The following is a 15,344-nucleotide window of genomic DNA, read 5'->3' on the forward strand; positions in this document are numbered from 1 at the left end:
CCTTCAGACCTGCAGGACGGTCAGCGACTCGATCGCCTCGCGGTCCAGCTCGACGCCCAGCCCGGGACCGTCGGGCACCTTCACCTCGCCGGTGGGGTCCGGCAGCAACGGCTCGGTCAGCATCGAGTGGAACACCCGCGGCACGATCACGGGAGGATCGTAGGGGTATTCGAGCCAGTCGCAGTTCGGCAGCGAGGCGCACAGCTGAAGATTGCCCGCCACGCCCAGCCCGGTGGCCCACGCGTGCGGGATCACCCGGCGCTGCCGGGCCGCGGCCATCGCGCCGAAGTCGCGCAGCGCGCCGATCTCCTCGCTCTCGTTGGCGTCGGGCTGGAAGATGTCGAAGCAGCCGTCCTCCAGCATCCGTACGAGCTGGCCGATGCCCCGGTTGTGCTCGCAGCCCGCGATCGGGATGGGCGAGGCGGCGGTCAGCTCGCACAGCGCCCGGTAGTCGTGCCGCGGCAGCGGCTCCTCCAGCCACGCCACGCCGAGCTCGGCCAGCTCCTTGGCGGTGGCGAGCGCCCGGTCGTAGTCCCAGATGAGCCTGCTGCCGTCGGGGGCGTAGCGCCAGCGGGAGGCGGCCTGGTTGGCGTCCACCATGATGGCCATGTCCGGCCCGACCGCCTCGCGTACGGCGGCGACCTGGGCCACGTCCTCGGCGATCGTGGCGGAGTGCACGCGCAGCTTGATGCCGCGGAAGCCCTCCTCGGCCACCCGTACGGCGTCCTCGGCCCGCTGGGCGGGGTCGCGCACCTCGCCGAAGCTCGCGTACGCGCGGACCGAGCCCGCGTGCCCGCCCCACAGCTTGTACAGCGGCTGCCCGCACGCCTTGCCGACGGCGTCCCACACGGCGACGCCCACCACCCACGGGCGGGGGAAGACGTACTCGGCGACGTAGCGCAGCCGGTTGGCGACGTGGGTGGTGGCGAAGGCGTCGAGGCCGACGAGCTGCGGCCGGATCCAGCCCTTGAGCGCCTCCAGCAGCATCGGCCCGGTGCCGTGCCCCATGTCGCCGCCCGCCACGCCGACCACGCCCGCGTCGGTCTCGACCTCGACGATCACCGCCGACATCGCGCGGTGCGCCCCCTCAGGCGCCCAGGACGGGATGAACGGCCGCGGATAGGGCATCTCGATGACGCGCCCGCGCACGTCAGTGATCTTCATTCGCCTCACCCCTTGGTCGCGCCGTCGGCGAGACCCTTGATCAGATACTTCTGCACGGCCAGCGCGAAGATCACCACGGGCAGCACGGTGAGCACGCCGACCGCCGCCAGCGGCCCCCACAGGCCGCCCTTCTCGGTGTCCGCGGCGATGCCCGCGATCGCGACCGGGATGGTGACGGCCTTGTCGTTGGTCAGGATCAGCGCGAACAGCAGCTCTTCCCAGGCCAGGATGATGCAGAAGATCAACGTCGAGATCAGCCCAGTCAGGCTGGTCGGCACGATGATCCGGAAGAACGCCCCGAACCTGGTGCAGCCGTCGAGCATCGCCGCCTCCTCCAGCTCGGGCGGCAGGCTGCGGAAGAACGCCCGCATCAGCCACACCACGTACGGCACCAGGAAGGTGACGTAGGCCAGGATCACGGTGATGTACTGGTCGGTCAGCCCCAGCTTGCGCGCCACCAGGAACAACGGCACCACCAGCGCGATCGGCGGCACCGCCCGGGAGGCCAGGATCAGCCCGCCGACCACGCCCGCGCCGCGCATCTTCATCCGCGACAGCGCGTAGCCGGCCATGGAGCCGGCCACCATCGAGATGATCGAGGCGCCGGCCGCCACGATCACCGTGTTGATCATGCGCGGCAGGATGCGGGCCTGCTCGAAGTAGCTGGTGTAGTTGTCGAACGTCAGCTCGCTCAGCCAGCGCGGCGGGACCGTGAAGATGTCCTTGGGCAGCTTGAACGAGACGTTCACCATGTAGAGCACGGGCAGCAGGAACAGCAGCGTCACCAGGCAGGCTCCGGCGATCGCCGCGTAGCGGCCCGCCCGCGACCTCACCATCGGTTCTCCAGGCGGTTGCTCACGCGGAACAGGACGAAGGTCAGGAGCATGGTGATCACCAGCACGATCGTGGCCATCGAGGAGGCCGAGCCGAACTCGAGGCTGCGGAAGCCCTTCTCGTAGATGTAGAGGTTGAGCACGTTCGTGGCGTTGCCCGGCCCGCCCTTGGTCGCGGCCAGCGCGATGTCGAACATCTTCACCGCGCCCAGCCAGCGCACGATGAACGCCGCCGCCATCACCGGCACCAGCAGCGGCAGCGTGACGCGGCGCAGCGTCTGCCGGCGGCCCGCGCCGTCCACCCGCGCGGCCTCGTACACCTCGCCGGGCAGCGCCATGATGCCGGCCGCGGCGATCAGCACGACGAACGGCGTCCAGCGCCACGTGTCGATGACGATCACGCTCACCATGGCGAGCACCGGGTCGCCGATCCACTCGACCGGGCCGACGCCGACGAGGCCGAGCAGGTAGTTGACCACGCCCCACAGCGGGTCGAGCAGCATCCGCCACACGCCGCCCGCCACGACCGGCGCGACCACCATCGGGATCAGGAACAGCGCGCGCAGCACGCCGCGGCCCCGCCACTCCACGTTGAGCAGGAACGCGATCGCGAACCCGAGCACCATCTGCAGCGGCAGCGCGACCACCAGGTAGATCCCGGTGACCTTGAACGACTCCAGGAAACCGGGGTCGTTCAGCACGGCCGTGTAGTTGCGCAGGCCCACCCAGCCCGACGGCTGGAACGTGGCCAGGTCGAAGTCCGACATGCTCACCCAGACCGTGTAGATGATCGGGTAGAGCAGCATGCCGGCCAGCAGCACCAGGGCCGGGGTCAGGAAGAGCCAGGCGGTGCCGGGCTCTCCCAGCCTCAGACGCCTCACTGCGGGTAGCCCTTGGACTTCAGCAGCTCGGTGATCTCCTTGGCGGCCTGCTCGATCGCCTGCTGCGCGGTGGCCTGGCCGGACATGGCGCGGCTGGTCTGCAGCGCCAGCACCTGCTGCACGGCGTCCGACTCGGGCAGGCGGGGCCGCCACATCTCGTTCTCGCTGACGACCTTGTAGCCGTCCTTGAGCGCCTTGTAGACCGGCTTCGCCCAGGCGTCGGGCGGGGTGCCGTCCAGCGTCGAGGTACGCGCGGGGAAGGTGCCGAACGCCTTGGCGGTGAACTTCTCACCCTCCTTGGAGGTGACCCACTGCAGCCACGTCCAGGCGGCGGCCGGGTGCTCCGACCGCTTCGAGATGCCCGCCGACCAGATGCCGCGATGCGCGCCGGGACCCGCCGTGCCGGCCGGCATCGTGGTGATGCCGACCTCGTCAGGGGTCAGCGTCGTGGTGTCCTTGTCGACCGCGGTGCCCTTGTAGACGCTGCCCCACATGAACATGGTGGCCGTCTTGCCCTGGCGGAACGCCTCCAGCGGCTCGTTGAACTGGTACGTGCTCGCCCCGGGCGGCGCGTACTTCAGCATGTCCACCTGCGTCTGCAGCGCCTTGACGCCGTTGGCGTCGTTGAAGGCCACCTTCGTGTTCTCGTCCAGCAGCCGGCCGCCGTTGGAGTTGAGCACGGTCTGCCAGATGGTCGGCGTCAGCGGGTCCTTGGTGAAGTACGTGCCCACCGCCCACGAGTCGGTCTTGCCGTCGCCGTCGGTGTCCTGCACCAGCTTCTTGGCGTCGGCGAAGTACTGCTCCCAGGTCGTCTCCTGGGTCGGCTCCTTCACCCCCGCCTTCTTGTAGAGGCTCTTGTTGTAGAACATGAGCAGCAGGTTCGACCGGACCGGCACCGCGTACTGCTTGCCGTCCCACTGCCCGGCCGCCAGCGGCGTCGCGTCGAAGTCGGCCCAGTCGTAGCCGGGGTCGTTCCACTTGGCCAGCTCGGGGCCCTTGAGGTCGTACAGCGCGCCGGTCTTGGCGAGCTGCGGCAGCCAGTTGTCGTCGGCGAGCACCGCGTCGTACGTGGCGGTCGTCCCGGTCAGCTCCAGCATCGTCTTGGCGAGCTGGTCGTTGTACGGCACGCCGTCCACGGTGACCTTGATGTTCGGATACTTCTTGGTGAACTCGGGGACGAGCTGGTCCTGCCACTGCTTGGCGAACGCGTCGTTGGCGATGACCCGGATCGAGACCGGGCTGCCCGCGGTGCCGAGACCGCCGCCGTCGGCCGGGACCTCCTCGGCCGCCGAGCCGCAGGCGGCCAGCGCCAGTCCCATCGCGGACACCGCCGCGGCCAGCCGGAAGTTTCTGGGCATGGGGAACTGCTCCTTCAGGGGGATTGAGGGGAGTTACAGAGCGGGGTCGATCGCCAGCTTCACGACGTCGGCGCCGTCGAGGGTGTAGCCGCCGTCCAGCGCCTCCAGGGCGCGCCTGACCCCCGACAGCGGCACGCGGTGGCTGACCAGCCGCTCGTACGGCAGGCCGCCCCGCTCCAGCACGGTCAGTGCGGCGTGGTAGCGGCGCTGCATGTCGGGGCCCGCGCCATAGACGCCGGCGATCGTGATGTCCCGCTTCAGCAGGTCGGTGTACGGGTTGAAGGCGACGGCGCCGCGGTCGGTGAAGTTGCCCAGCTCGGCCAGCACGCCGCCGTCGGCCACCAGCCCGACCGCCTCCATGAACGCCTGCGGCGACCCGGCCGTGCCGATCACCGCGTCCGCGCCCCGGGGGTCTTCGAGCGCGTCGAGCACGGCGGTCCTGCGTCCGGCGGGGTCGTCGTGCCGCAGGTCCACGGTCGCGTCCGCGCCGAGCGCCGACGCCAGCTCCAGCCGGGCGTCAGGGCCGCCCACGGCGACGATCCGCGCCGCTCCGGCGGCCCTGGCCGCCACCACCGCCATCAGCCCGATCGCGCCGACGCCCTGGACGACCACCGTGGAGCCGACGCGGACGCCCGCCCGCTCCAGGCCGTGCAGCGCCACCGACAGCGGCTCCTGCAGCACGGCCGTGGCCGGGGGCAGGTCGGTGCGGTAGAAGACGGTGCCGGCGTTGGAGGCGTACAGGTGGGTGGCGAAGCCGCCGGTCAGGTAGGGCGGCCGGTCGGCGGGGGAGGCGAAGCCGTAGGAGGGGCGCCGGTCAGGGCAACTCCCCGGCCGTCTGCGGACCGTGCACTCGTAGCACCGGCCGCAGCTCAGAGCGGGGAAGACGCCGACCCGGTCGCCCACGCGCACCGGCCGGCCCGCGTGGTCGGCGGTGACGCCCTCGCCGAGCGCCGCCAGCCGGCCCACGATCTCGTGGCCGAGCAACGCAGGGAAGCGTACGCTCGCCAGCCGGCCGCGGTAGATGTGGGCGTCGGTGCCGCACATCCCGCACAGCTCGACCTCCAGCAGGAACTCGCCGGGGCCCGGCCGGGGCAGGTCGTACCCGCGGATCTCGACCTCGCCGGCGACGCTCGTGACGATCGCCGCACGCGCCGTCTCGGTCATCCCCGCCTCCGCATTCTGGATTCTATAGAATGCAGTGGACGCTAGTTTGTCCGGTTTTGGCGGGTCAAGTCCCGTTACCGGAATGTTTCCTGCCCAGGTCGCCCGGTCAGTAGAGCCAGCGGTAGCGCCGGATCACCTCGTCAGGGTCGAGATCGGCGGCCCGCGCCGCGTCCGACAGGCGCACCACCCGGAAGGCGTCCGTCAGCTCCTCGCCCAGCGCCGCGCGGATGCGCCCGTTGCCCAGCAGGGCGCCCAGCTGCTGCTCCACCGTGGAGGGCAGGCGGCGGATGCCGTGCTCGGCGCGGCGGGCCTCGCTCCACTCGCCCGGGTTCTCCTGCACGGGGGCGGGCGGCGTCAGCGCATCCTCGATGCCGCCGAGGCCGGCGGCGATCACCGCGGCCAGCGCCAGGTAGGGGTTGGCGGCGGCGTCGGACGGCTTGAGCTCGACGTTCGCGTGGCCAGGGCCCAGCAGCGGGGTCGTGGGGACCAGGCGGAGCGCCGCCTCGCGGTTCTCCACGCCCCAGAACGCGTACGCGCCGCACCAGTAGCCGGGGCGCAGCCGCTGCAGCGACGACAGGCTGGGCGCGGTGACCGCCACCACGGCGTGCAGGTCGCGCAGCAGGCCCGCGAGGTAGGCCGCCCCCTCGGCGGTCGTCCCGGCCGGGCCGTCGCCACCCGACAGCAGGTTGACCCCGGCCCGCGAGACCGAGGTGTGCAGGTGCCAGCCGTTGCCGACCTGCCCTGGCGTGACCAGGGGAGCGAAGCTCGCCCGCAGCCCGTGCGCCCTGGCCGCCGCGTGGATGGTCTGGCGGGCCAGCAGCTGACGGTCGGCCGCCGTCACCGGGTCGGCGGGCGCCAGAGAGAGCTCGAACTGGCCCGGGCCGTATTCGCCGTGGAACTGGCCGATGGGCACGCCGTTGCCCTGCAGGTCGCGCAGCAGTTGCTCGGCGAAGCCGTCGACGGCCAGCAGCTTGGCCGGGCCGTAGGAGGGGCCGTCGTAGACCGGGCGGCCCTCGCCGTCGTCGGCCCTGCTGAGGTGGAACTCGATCTCGTAACCGGCCAGGAACTCAAGGCCCAGCGCCGCCGCCCGCTCGACCTGCCGCTCCAGCGCGCCACGCTGGTCGTACGGCCACGGCGACCCGTCGGCCGCCACCTGCCGCCCCGGCACCCAGGCGAAACCCGGCTGCCCCGCCAGCCGGACCATCCGGCCGGCCACCGGCACCAGCCGGATGTCGCCGGAAGGGGTGCCCAAGGGCGCGTGGCCGAAGCAGATGCCGTCGTGGGAGTCGAACACCGCGAACAGCGGCGTCACCCCCACCCCGCGCTCGGCCACGGCGTCGAACGCGGCGGCGGGGACCGTTCGGGAGCGCGGGATGCCGTTGTTGTCGGCCCACACGATCGTGACCCCGGCGACGCCGAGTGGGCCGAGACCGCCCGCTTCGTCCTGTGCCGCACCGGCGATGGCTTGGTCCAGCATCGGACGCCCCCTCGTGACCCTGAGTTATTGCCCGATCACTCTACTGTCTGCGGGGGTCACCTGGTCACCCCCGACGGCCCCTGGTGCGACACTGGCCGTATGTCGGAGAGCGAGCATCGTCCGGTGCTGCCGCACATGCGGCTCGACGAGCTGCTGGCGGAGCTGCAGACCAGGCTGAACGCCGTGCTGGCCACCCGCGACCGGGTGCACGCGCTGCTCGACGCCGTGGTGTCCGTGGGCAGCGACCTCGACCTCGAGACCGTGCTGCGCCGCATCGTCGAGACCGCCACGAAGCTGGTCGACGCCGGTTACGGGGCGCTCGGCGTGGTGGGCGAGGACCACACGCTCATCCAGTTCATCCCGGTCGGGCTGAGCGAGGAGGAGATCGCCCGCATCGAGCACTGGCCGCACGGCCTCGGCCTGCTCGGCCTGCTCATCAAGGACGCCAGGCCGCTGCGCCTGGCCCGCATCTCCGATCACCCCGAGTCCTACGGCTTCCCGCCCGGCCACCCGCCCATGGGCAGTTTCCTCGGCGTCCCGGTGCGGGTGCGCGACGAGGTGTTCGGCAACCTCTACCTCACCGAGAAGCGCGGCGGCGGCGAGTTCGACGAGGACGACGAGGCCGTGGTGATCGCGCTGGCCAGCGCCGCCGGCGTGGCCGTCGAGAACGCCCGCCTGTACGAGGAGTCGCGCCGCCGCGAGACCTGGCTGCAGGCGTCCGCCGAGGTGACCACCAGTCTGCTGTCCGGCGCCGGCACCCGGGTGGTGCTGACCACCATGGCCGCCCGCGCCCGCGAGATGTGCGACGCCGACGTGGTGCTGGTCATGCTGCCCGACCCGGCGGGCACCACGCTGACCGTCGAGGTGGCCGAGGGCGACAGGGCCGAGGACCTGCTGGGCAACACGTACGCGATGTCCGGCACGGCGGCCGGCGAGGTGTTCACCCGGGGCGAGCCGCGCGCCGAGCGCGACCTGCGCGAGGCGTCCGACACGGCCGCCGACGCCCGGCGGGTCGGCCACGGGCCGGGGCTGTTCATCCCCCTTGGTAGCCCCCGCGTACGCGGCGTGCTGACGCTGGCCAAGCGGAGCGGGCGGCTGCCGTTCAGCGACGCCGACCAGCGCATGCTGGAGTCGTTCGCCGGGCAGGCCGCGATCGCGCTGGAGCTCGCCGAGGTGCGCCGCGACGCCGAGCGCCTCGGGCTGCTCGAAGACCGCGACCGCATCGCGAAGGACCTGCACGACGTGGTCATCCAGCGGTTGTTCGCGACCGCGATGACGCTGATGAGCACCGTCCGCCTGGTCGACAGGCCCGAGGCGGCCAAGCGGCTGCAGCACGCCATCGACGAGCTGGACGAGACCATCAGGCAGATCCGCTCGTCCATCTTCGCCCTCCAGGGGCCGCGCGAGGACGCCGCGCCGGGCCTGCGCGCCCGCATCGTCGGCCTGGTCGAGGGCGCGGGCGCCCACCTGGGCTTCACGCCCGGCCTGCGCATGGAGGGCCAGCTCGACACGCTCGTGCCGGAGCCCGTCGCCGAGCACCTGCTCGCCGTGCTGCGCGAGGCCCTGTCCAACGTCGTACGCCACTCCCACGCCAAACGGGCGGAGGTGCGGGCCGAGGTCGCGGACGGGCGGCTCACCCTCGTCGTCGCCGACGACGGCGTCGGCCTGGGCGACAGCGGGCGCCGCAGCGGCCTGCGCAACATCGAGGAACGCGCGGCCCGGCTGGGCGGGGCGGCCGAGCTGGAGACGCCGGCCGAGGGCGGCACCCGGCTGGCCTGGCACGTCCCCCTCGACGGCTGATCAGGCAGGACCGCACACCGCCTGCGCCGGCACCAGCACGAACCCGGTGACGATCTCCGGCTGGATGCGGATCACCTGGTCCATCTCGCCCGTCACCCACGGGCGTACCAGGTCCTTGAGCCTGGCCGCCTCCCCGGGGTCGGCCACCGTCGTCGCCACCCCCGTCACGATGACGCTCCAGCCGAGCCGCTCGTCACTGTCCAGCTCGTCGGCCTCGTACGCCACCACCGCCTCCGTCGCCTGGTCGCCGACGACCATGCCGGGGCTCGACCTGATGACGATGCCGCCGTCCAGCACCACGTGGTTCACCGGCCTGACCGCCGGCAGGGCGTGGCGGGTGAAGACGATGCGGCCGTACGGCACCCCCGCCAGCAGCCGCATCGCCTCCGACACGGGCAGCTCGCGCAGGCGCCGCTCGTCTTCCTGGTACGTCATCCCGCCAGCCTGCCTTTTCCGCCGCTCGCACAGGTAGGGACGAAAGTCCCTTTCCGCTGCGGGAGGAGGTCATCTCACCGCGCATCGCGGACGCGAGCACCGGCGTCCGCTCCGCTCATGAGGTCAGTGGCCGGGGCGGTGGAGGAGGAGCATGGCGGCGTCGTCCAGGAGGGGGCCGCCCGTGTGTGACACCAGGTCGGCGCGCAGGGCGTCGAGCGCCACCTGAGGGTCCTCGCGCCGCAGCAGCCCCGCCCGCTCCTCCAGCGGGTAGAACTCGCCCGCCGCGTTCCTGGCCTCGATGACGCCGTCGGTGAAGAACAGGATGCGGTCGCCCCGGTGGAACGGCACCCGGTGCGCCTTGGTCTGCGAGGCGTCGAAGACGCCGAGCCCGAGCGGCAGCCCCTGCTCGGGCGGCTCGGCGGTGGCGATGCCGCCGTCGGCGTGGATGAGCAGCGGCGGCGGATGACCGAAGTTCACCAGCGACACCTCGGTGTCGTGGATCTCGGCGATGATGGCCGTGACGAACTGCTCGCTGCCGAGATGGCGGGCCAGGCTCGCCTCCAGGCGCTCGCCGATGTCGGCGAGGTCGGTCTCGTCGTAGGCCGCCTCGCGGAAGGCGCCGAGCACCCACGCCGCCGTCTCGACCGCCGCGAGGCCCTTGCCCTGGACGTCGCCGATCAGCAGCCGGACGCCCTGCGGGGTGGTGACCACCTCGTACAGGTCGCCGCCGATGCGCGCCTCGGCCGCCGCGGACGTGTAGGACAGCCCCACCCGCAGATCCCCGGCCCGCCGCGGCACCGGCCGCAGCAGCACCCGCTGTGCCGCCTCCGCCACCTGCCGGACGCTGGCCAGCTCGCGCTCACGCTGCAACCGCAGGCCGGCGGCCAGCATGCTCGCGCCCGTCACGCCCGCGATGCCGATGACGGTGAGATTGTTCTCCCAGGTGAACAGCAGGTCGTTGTAGATCGCCATGGGCACGCAGATGCCCAGCGCGACCGCGCCCACGAAGGCGGTGCGGCGCACGCCGCCGGACACCGAGGCGAACGCCGGCCCGAGGGTGAGCAGCGGCAGGAAGACCAGGGAACGGCCGGCCAGCATGTCCATCACCGCGACGCCCGCCATGACGACGAAGGGCAGCCAGCGCAGGACCCGCAGAGAGCTCATCCCACCCCCGACATCGACCATGGATCGCTGCTGACGTACCAGCATCGCGCAGGGCGCGGGCGGTTCTCAAGCGGGGCTCACCGGAGAACCACCACAGATGGCCATTTATCCCAGCAATTCATTCTGTTACGTGTTCATCACAGCACCCTGTGTGGGAATCGCGCCCGAATATCGGGGCGCGCCATTTCGGAAAAGGACGCTAGATTCTTGGGGGGAGAAAGGAGCCGCAAGGTGGCCATGGCCGACGCCGGCATTCGGCGATTACTGGTGGATTCAGGTGAGCCGCGATCGTGGGTGTCCCCGCGGACCGACCTGATCACAGCCCTGTTCGGCGTCTGGTTCGGCGTCGGGCTGATGATCGACGCGTGGGCCCACACCAACCTGTCCGAGCTGGAGACGTTCTTCACGCCGTGGCACGCGGTGTTCTACACCGGATTCGCGGTGGTGGCGGGCTGGATCATCTGGCAGGTGTGGCGCAACGTGCGCGCCGGGCGTCAGGGGCTGGCCGCCGTGCCGGCCGGATATCTCGCCGGGCTGCTCGCGATACCCGCGTTCGCCGCGTTCGGATTCGCCGACATGATGTGGCACACCATTCTCGGCATCGAGACGAACATCGACATTCTCTTCAGCCCATCACATCTCGGGCTGATCGTCACGATGTTGCTCATCATCACCACTCCGCTGCGTTCCGCCTGGAACGCCCCCGACATCGGCGCGAGCCCCACGCTCGGCCGCCTGCTGCCCGCGCTGATCGGGCTCGCGTTCGCCGCCACGCTGGTCTCGCTCTTCCTGTCGTACGCCGACGCCATGCAATGGCGCCCCACGTCCATCGTGGAGGCGTTCTCCGCCGTCGAGAACTCCGGCGCCGGCGGCCTGGCCGCCGCCATCGTGGTCAGCAACGTCATCCTGCTCGCCCCCGTGCTGCTGCTCGCCCGGCGCTGGCGGCTGCCGTTCGGCGCCATCACGATCATGTACGCCATCGTCGTCCTCATGCCAGGCGCCCAGACCGAGTTCGAGAACGTGCCCGTCCTGCTCTCCATCGTGGCCGGCGGCCTCGTCGGCGACGTGCTGATGAGCCGGCTGCGCCCGTCGGCCGAACGGCGCGGCGCCTACTGGGCCTTCGCCGGGCTCTCGGCGTTCGCCACCTGGTCGCTCTACATCGCCTCCGCCTCGGTCGCCGCCGGGGGCCTGCCGCTCGTGGCCGAGCTGTGGACCGGCGCGCCGATCGTCGCCGGGCTCGTCGGGCTGGCGCTCGGCGCGCTGTTCCTGCCCGACGCCCGCCCAGCGCGGGCATGATCCGAGCGCTGTGCCTGGCCGCCCTCCTGGTGCTGGCGATGGCCGCGCCCGCCGCCGCACACAACGTCACGGCGGGCGCGGACCTGCGGTTCGCGCAGACCATCGCGGGGGCCGAGGTCACGGTGGTGATCAAGGGGGCGTCCCGGGTGCCGGGGCCGCTGCGGATCGGGGTCATCGCGTACGAGCCGGTCGCCGGGCCGTCCATCGCCCTTGAGGTCCGCTCGGTCGAGGACGGCCGTACGGTCACCGGTACCGCCCGTGCCGCCGCCGACCCGGCGTACACCGCGCTGCGGGTCGAGCGCACCGGGCCGCACGAGCTGAAGCTGAGCGCGGGGGACGAGGTCGCCGTGCTGCCGTTCCGCGTGCTCGTCGAGCGCGGCTCCCCGGGTGACTTCCTCATCTACGGCGGGTTGTTCGTGGCCGCGCTGCTGCTGGTGGGTGGCCTGCTCACCGGGGCGCTGACCCGGCCAGGCCCGGCGATGGGGCTGGCCGCCGTCTCCGCCGCCGGGGTGACGGTGGCGGCCATGGTGATCGTGTTCGAGCCGCAGCTGCCGCCCGCCCCGCCGGACGGTGCGGCGCCCGCCGTCACGAGCGCCGTCACGAGCGCCGTCACGACCGCCGGCGGGCGGCCGTACGTGCAGGCCAGGGTCGCCACGGAGCCGGCGCGGCCCGGGACGGGGGAGGAGTTCACGCTCCGCATCGACCTCGTGGACGGCTCCACCGGGCGGCCCGTGGACGACCTCGTCGTCCATCACGAGGCGCTCGCCCACGTGATCGTCACCTCCGAGGACGGGCGGTTCTTCCGTCACGTCCACCCCTTGCGCACCGCTCCCGGCCGTCTGGAGGTCCGTCTGCGGGCCGACCGTCCCGGCCGTTACCTCGCCCACGCCGAGCTGGAACGCGAGGACTCCGGCGGCCAGCTCGCCACCACGTCCTTCGAGATCGGCCCAGGAAAGATCGGCACAGGAGAGATCGGCACAGGGGGAGTGGTGACCACCACGAGCCCGGACGCGGTGGCGGCGCCGGTGCTGCGCCCGGCGGTCCCCGTCGCGGGGCGCCCGGCCACGATCGAGCTGACCGCCCCCGCCGGCGTACGGCCGTGGCTCGGCATGACGGGTCACCTGATCGTCCGCAACCAGGACGGCTCCTTCCTCGGCCACATCCACGAGATGGGCACCCCGGGTCCCCGGCTGCGCTTCACCTTCAGCTTCCCGGAGCCCGGCCGCTACCTCGCCTGGGCCCAGTACGCCGTCTCCGACCGCATCGTCACCGCCCCCTTCACCGTCGACGTGACGGAAGCCGAGGCGAAGGGGAGCGGCCGATGAGGCGCATGCTGATCGCCGCCGTCCTGGTGGCCGTCGCGGTGGCGCTCTTCGTGGCGGGCAGGAGCGCGTCGGCCCAGCCGGTCCGCGTGACCACCACCGGCGCCCATTACGCCGCCACCGTCGTCATCGACGACCCGTCCCCGGGCCGCGGCACGGTGGAGGTCGTGGTGGAGCGCGGAGACGCCGACGCGGTGCACGTCTCGGCGGTGATGACCGACATGGGACACGCCACGCCCGAGCTGACCGCCACCGAGAGGAACCCCGGCCACTTCACCGCCGAGGGCGACCTGTTCACGATGACCGGCGGCTGGGAGCTGACCGTCCGCCTGGACGGCCCGTCCGGCACGGAAGACCTCACGGTCAGAGCCCTGATCACCGAATAACCTGGTTCGCCCCTGGGCTTTGCCTGGATGGGGGGTTGACAGATGGGCGTCCGGTCTAAAGTATTATTCCTACTTCTATAGTAGGAATGGTAGGGAGAGGGAGATCGTGCGAGCGCTCATCCTGCTCGGGCTGGTCGGCCTCGCGGCCCAGCTCGTCGACGGCAGCCTCGGCATGGCATACGGCGTCACGTCGACCACGCTGCTGCTGGCCGTCGGCACCAACGCGGCGGCCGCGTCCGCCACCGTCCACCTCGCCGAGATCGGCACCACACTGGCCTCCGGCATCTCCCACTGGCGCTTCGGGAACGTCGACTGGAAGGTCGTCGCCAAGATCGGCATCCCCGGCGCCGTCGGCGCGTTCGCCGGCGCGACGTTCCTGTCGAGCCTGTCCACCGAGATCGCCGCCCCGGTGATGTCCATCATCCTGCTGTCGCTCGGCGTCTACATCCTCATCCGCTTCACCGCGTTCGGCCTGCCGCGCGGGAACCTGGGCAAGCCGCTGCGCAGGCGGTTCCTCGCCCCGCTCGGCCTGGTGGCCGGGTTCGTCGACGCCACCGGCGGCGGTGGCTGGGGCCCCGTGGGCACGCCCGCCATCCTGGCCAGCGGCCGCCTGGCCCCCCGCAAGGTGATCGGCTCCATCGACGCCAGCGAGTTCCTCGTCGCCATCGCCGCCAGCGTCGGCTTCTTCGTCGGCATCGGCTCCGAGAACATCGACTTCTCCTGGGTGGCCGTCCTGCTGCTCGGCGGCGTCATCGCCGCGCCGATCGCGGCCTGGCTGGTCCGCCACATCCCGCCGCGCATCCTCGGCTCGGCCGTCGGCGGCGTCATCATCCTGACCAACGTCCGCACGCTGCTGCGCAGCGACTGGATCGACGCCTCCAGCGGGGTCCAGACGGTCGCCTACATCGTCATCGCGCTGCTGTGGGCGGGCGCGATCGCGTACTCGGTGCGCGAATACCGCCGCGACAAGGCCAACGAGTCCGTCGAGGCGGTGGAGAGCGGGCTGCGGGAGCGCGGCGCGGAAGAGGAGGAGACGGCCTCGGCCTGAGGCCCGCCCACACCTCGCATGAGAATCTCCGCCCGAACGCAGTACGCCCTCGGCGCCATGCTCGCCCTGGCCACGGCCGACCGTCCGGTGCACGCCGAACGCATCGCCGCCACCCAGGAGATCCCGCGCCGGTTCTGTGACAACATCCTGCACCAGCTCCGCCGGGCCGGGCTGCTCCGTAGCCAGCGCGGCCCGGACGGGGGCTACTGGCTGGCCCGGCCGCCGGGGGAGATCGCCCTCGCCGACGTCATCCGCGTCACCGAGGGCGCCGAGCCGGACGCCAGGCCCTTCCCCCGCGCCGCGGCCCCGCTGGCCGCCATCTGGGACCGCCTGCGCAGCCACGAGAACGCGCTGCTGAGCGAGATCACCCTGGCCGACGTGGTCGCCGCGGGCGACGACCACGACGCGCCCGCCGAACCTGGCTGAGCCCCGTGGCAGGGTGGGGGTGTGCGTTTCGGAGTGCGGGAGTTCGAGCTGGCCCTGATGCATCGCATGCGCGACCTCAACCCGGGGCGGGTCGAGGAGGCGCTACGGGACATGGGCGCCTCGCGGGCCGAGGTACGCGCGGCGCACGCGCACTGGACCCGGCTGGCCCACGCGCCCAGGGCGCCCAAGGGGGCCGCGGCGCTGCGGATGGCGCTGGGGCCTGCGCCCCACCGGGGGAGCAGGCCCGCCGGCAGCCTCACCTGCGACGTCCTGCGCTGGCCGCTCCCGTCGTGGCCGGGCCTGATGTACGAGGCGCTGCTCGGGCCCGGCGGCGAGCTGTGGAACCAGTGGTTCGTCCGCCCCTCGGGCCCCGCCCCGTCCGACCTCGCGCCCTGGACGTGCGTGGTGGCCGACCTCGCCGCGATGCCCGGGGCCGTACAACTGGAGGGCCCGGCGCCGCACCACTGGACGGTCGACTTCCCGTCCGGCGGGCGAACACACCGGGCCCGTTTCGTCTACGGCCTCCTGCAGCGCCTCGACGAAGGCATCACTTCCGACCCTTGACCGACAGCAACGCCCCCTCTTTCGTC

15 protein-coding genes are annotated in these 15,344 nt (G+C 72.2%); 7 read left to right on the plus strand and 8 right to left on the minus strand.

The features are described from left to right. Positions 1-3 precede the first annotated feature (3 nt). The 6 genes from AB0K28_RS30635 to AB0K28_RS30660 all read right to left on the minus strand — a co-directional run bounded on the left by AB0K28_RS30635 (position 4) and on the right by AB0K28_RS30660 (position 6,877). Positions 4-1,164 carry a mandelate racemase/muconate lactonizing enzyme family protein gene (locus tag AB0K28_RS30635; protein WP_364376924.1) on the minus strand — a complete coding sequence of 387 codons (1,161 nt, stop codon included), beginning with the start codon at positions 1,162-1,164 and terminating at the stop codon, positions 4-6. A 5-nt stretch (positions 1,165-1,169) separates the two neighbouring features. Continuing rightward, positions 1,170-2,000 (minus strand): carbohydrate ABC transporter permease, encoded by an 831-nt coding sequence (locus AB0K28_RS30640; protein ID WP_345402592.1) that lies wholly within the window; start codon positions 1,998-2,000, stop codon positions 1,170-1,172. After that, on the minus strand, positions 1,994-2,878 hold the full coding sequence (locus AB0K28_RS30645) for a sugar ABC transporter permease (protein WP_345402595.1): 885 nt from the start codon (positions 2,876-2,878) through the stop codon (positions 1,994-1,996). Before AB0K28_RS30645 ends, AB0K28_RS30640 begins: the two co-directional genes overlap by 7 nt. Next, positions 2,875-4,236, minus strand: a complete 1,362-nt coding sequence (locus AB0K28_RS30650) for a sugar ABC transporter substrate-binding protein (protein ID WP_364376927.1) — start codon at positions 4,234-4,236, stop codon at positions 2,875-2,877. Before AB0K28_RS30650 ends, AB0K28_RS30645 begins: the two co-directional genes overlap by 4 nt. A 33-nt stretch (positions 4,237-4,269) precedes the next feature. Next, positions 4,270-5,400, minus strand: coding sequence for an alcohol dehydrogenase catalytic domain-containing protein (locus AB0K28_RS30655; protein WP_364376930.1), 1,131 nt, complete (start codon positions 5,398-5,400; stop codon positions 4,270-4,272). A gap of 106 nt (positions 5,401-5,506) precedes the next feature. After that, positions 5,507-6,877: a glutamine synthetase family protein gene (locus AB0K28_RS30660; RefSeq protein ID WP_364376933.1), complete on the minus strand. Its 1,371-nt coding sequence runs from the start codon at positions 6,875-6,877 to the stop codon at positions 5,507-5,509. Between the two features lie 99 nt (positions 6,878-6,976). Between AB0K28_RS30660 and AB0K28_RS30665 the strand changes: the two genes are divergently transcribed. Then, a complete protein-coding gene (locus AB0K28_RS30665) occupies positions 6,977-8,677 on the plus strand; it encodes a GAF domain-containing protein (RefSeq protein WP_364376936.1) in 1,701 nt (566 codons plus the stop codon). Here AB0K28_RS30665 and AB0K28_RS30670 read toward each other — a convergent pair whose 3' ends face one another. Next, positions 8,678-9,112: a pyridoxamine 5'-phosphate oxidase family protein gene (locus AB0K28_RS30670; protein WP_364376939.1), complete on the minus strand. Its 435-nt coding sequence runs from the start codon at positions 9,110-9,112 to the stop codon at positions 8,678-8,680. A gap of 123 nt (positions 9,113-9,235) precedes the next feature. Beyond that, complete coding sequence (locus tag AB0K28_RS30675; RefSeq protein WP_345402613.1) at positions 9,236-10,276, minus strand: PP2C family protein-serine/threonine phosphatase; 1,041 nt, start codon at positions 10,274-10,276, stop codon at positions 9,236-9,238. Between the two features lie 294 nt (positions 10,277-10,570). Between AB0K28_RS30675 and AB0K28_RS30680 the strand changes: the two genes are divergently transcribed. The 6 genes from AB0K28_RS30680 to AB0K28_RS30705 all read left to right on the plus strand — a co-directional run bounded on the left by AB0K28_RS30680 (position 10,571) and on the right by AB0K28_RS30705 (position 15,318). Next, the gene (locus AB0K28_RS30680) at positions 10,571-11,572 is read left to right on the plus strand and encodes a hypothetical protein (RefSeq protein WP_364376943.1); all 1,002 of its coding nucleotides are present in this window, start codon (positions 10,571-10,573) and stop codon (positions 11,570-11,572) included. Further along, on the plus strand, positions 11,569-12,897 hold the full coding sequence (locus AB0K28_RS30685; RefSeq protein ID WP_364376946.1) for a hypothetical protein: 1,329 nt from the start codon (positions 11,569-11,571) through the stop codon (positions 12,895-12,897). Before AB0K28_RS30680 ends, AB0K28_RS30685 begins: the two co-directional genes overlap by 4 nt. Continuing rightward, complete coding sequence (locus tag AB0K28_RS30690) at positions 12,894-13,280, plus strand: hypothetical protein (protein ID WP_364376949.1); 387 nt, start codon at positions 12,894-12,896, stop codon at positions 13,278-13,280. The genes AB0K28_RS30685 and AB0K28_RS30690 overlap by 4 nt, the downstream gene beginning before the upstream one ends. Positions 13,281-13,386: 106 nt before the next feature. Continuing rightward, positions 13,387-14,328: a sulfite exporter TauE/SafE family protein gene (locus AB0K28_RS30695; protein ID WP_364376951.1), complete on the plus strand. Its 942-nt coding sequence runs from the start codon at positions 13,387-13,389 to the stop codon at positions 14,326-14,328. Positions 14,329-14,346: 18 nt separating this feature from the next. Then, positions 14,347-14,754: an Rrf2 family transcriptional regulator gene (locus AB0K28_RS30700; RefSeq protein ID WP_364376953.1), complete on the plus strand. Its 408-nt coding sequence runs from the start codon at positions 14,347-14,349 to the stop codon at positions 14,752-14,754. A gap of 21 nt (positions 14,755-14,775) precedes the next feature. Beyond that, positions 14,776-15,318 carry a hypothetical protein gene (locus AB0K28_RS30705; RefSeq protein ID WP_345410026.1) on the plus strand — a complete coding sequence of 181 codons (543 nt, stop codon included), beginning with the start codon at positions 14,776-14,778 and terminating at the stop codon, positions 15,316-15,318. Positions 15,319-15,344: the final 26 nt, after the last annotated feature.

The organism is Nonomuraea sp. NPDC049504, from assembly GCF_040676845.1.
Lineage (GTDB): Bacteria > Actinomycetota > Actinomycetes > Streptosporangiales > Streptosporangiaceae > Nonomuraea > Nonomuraea salmonea.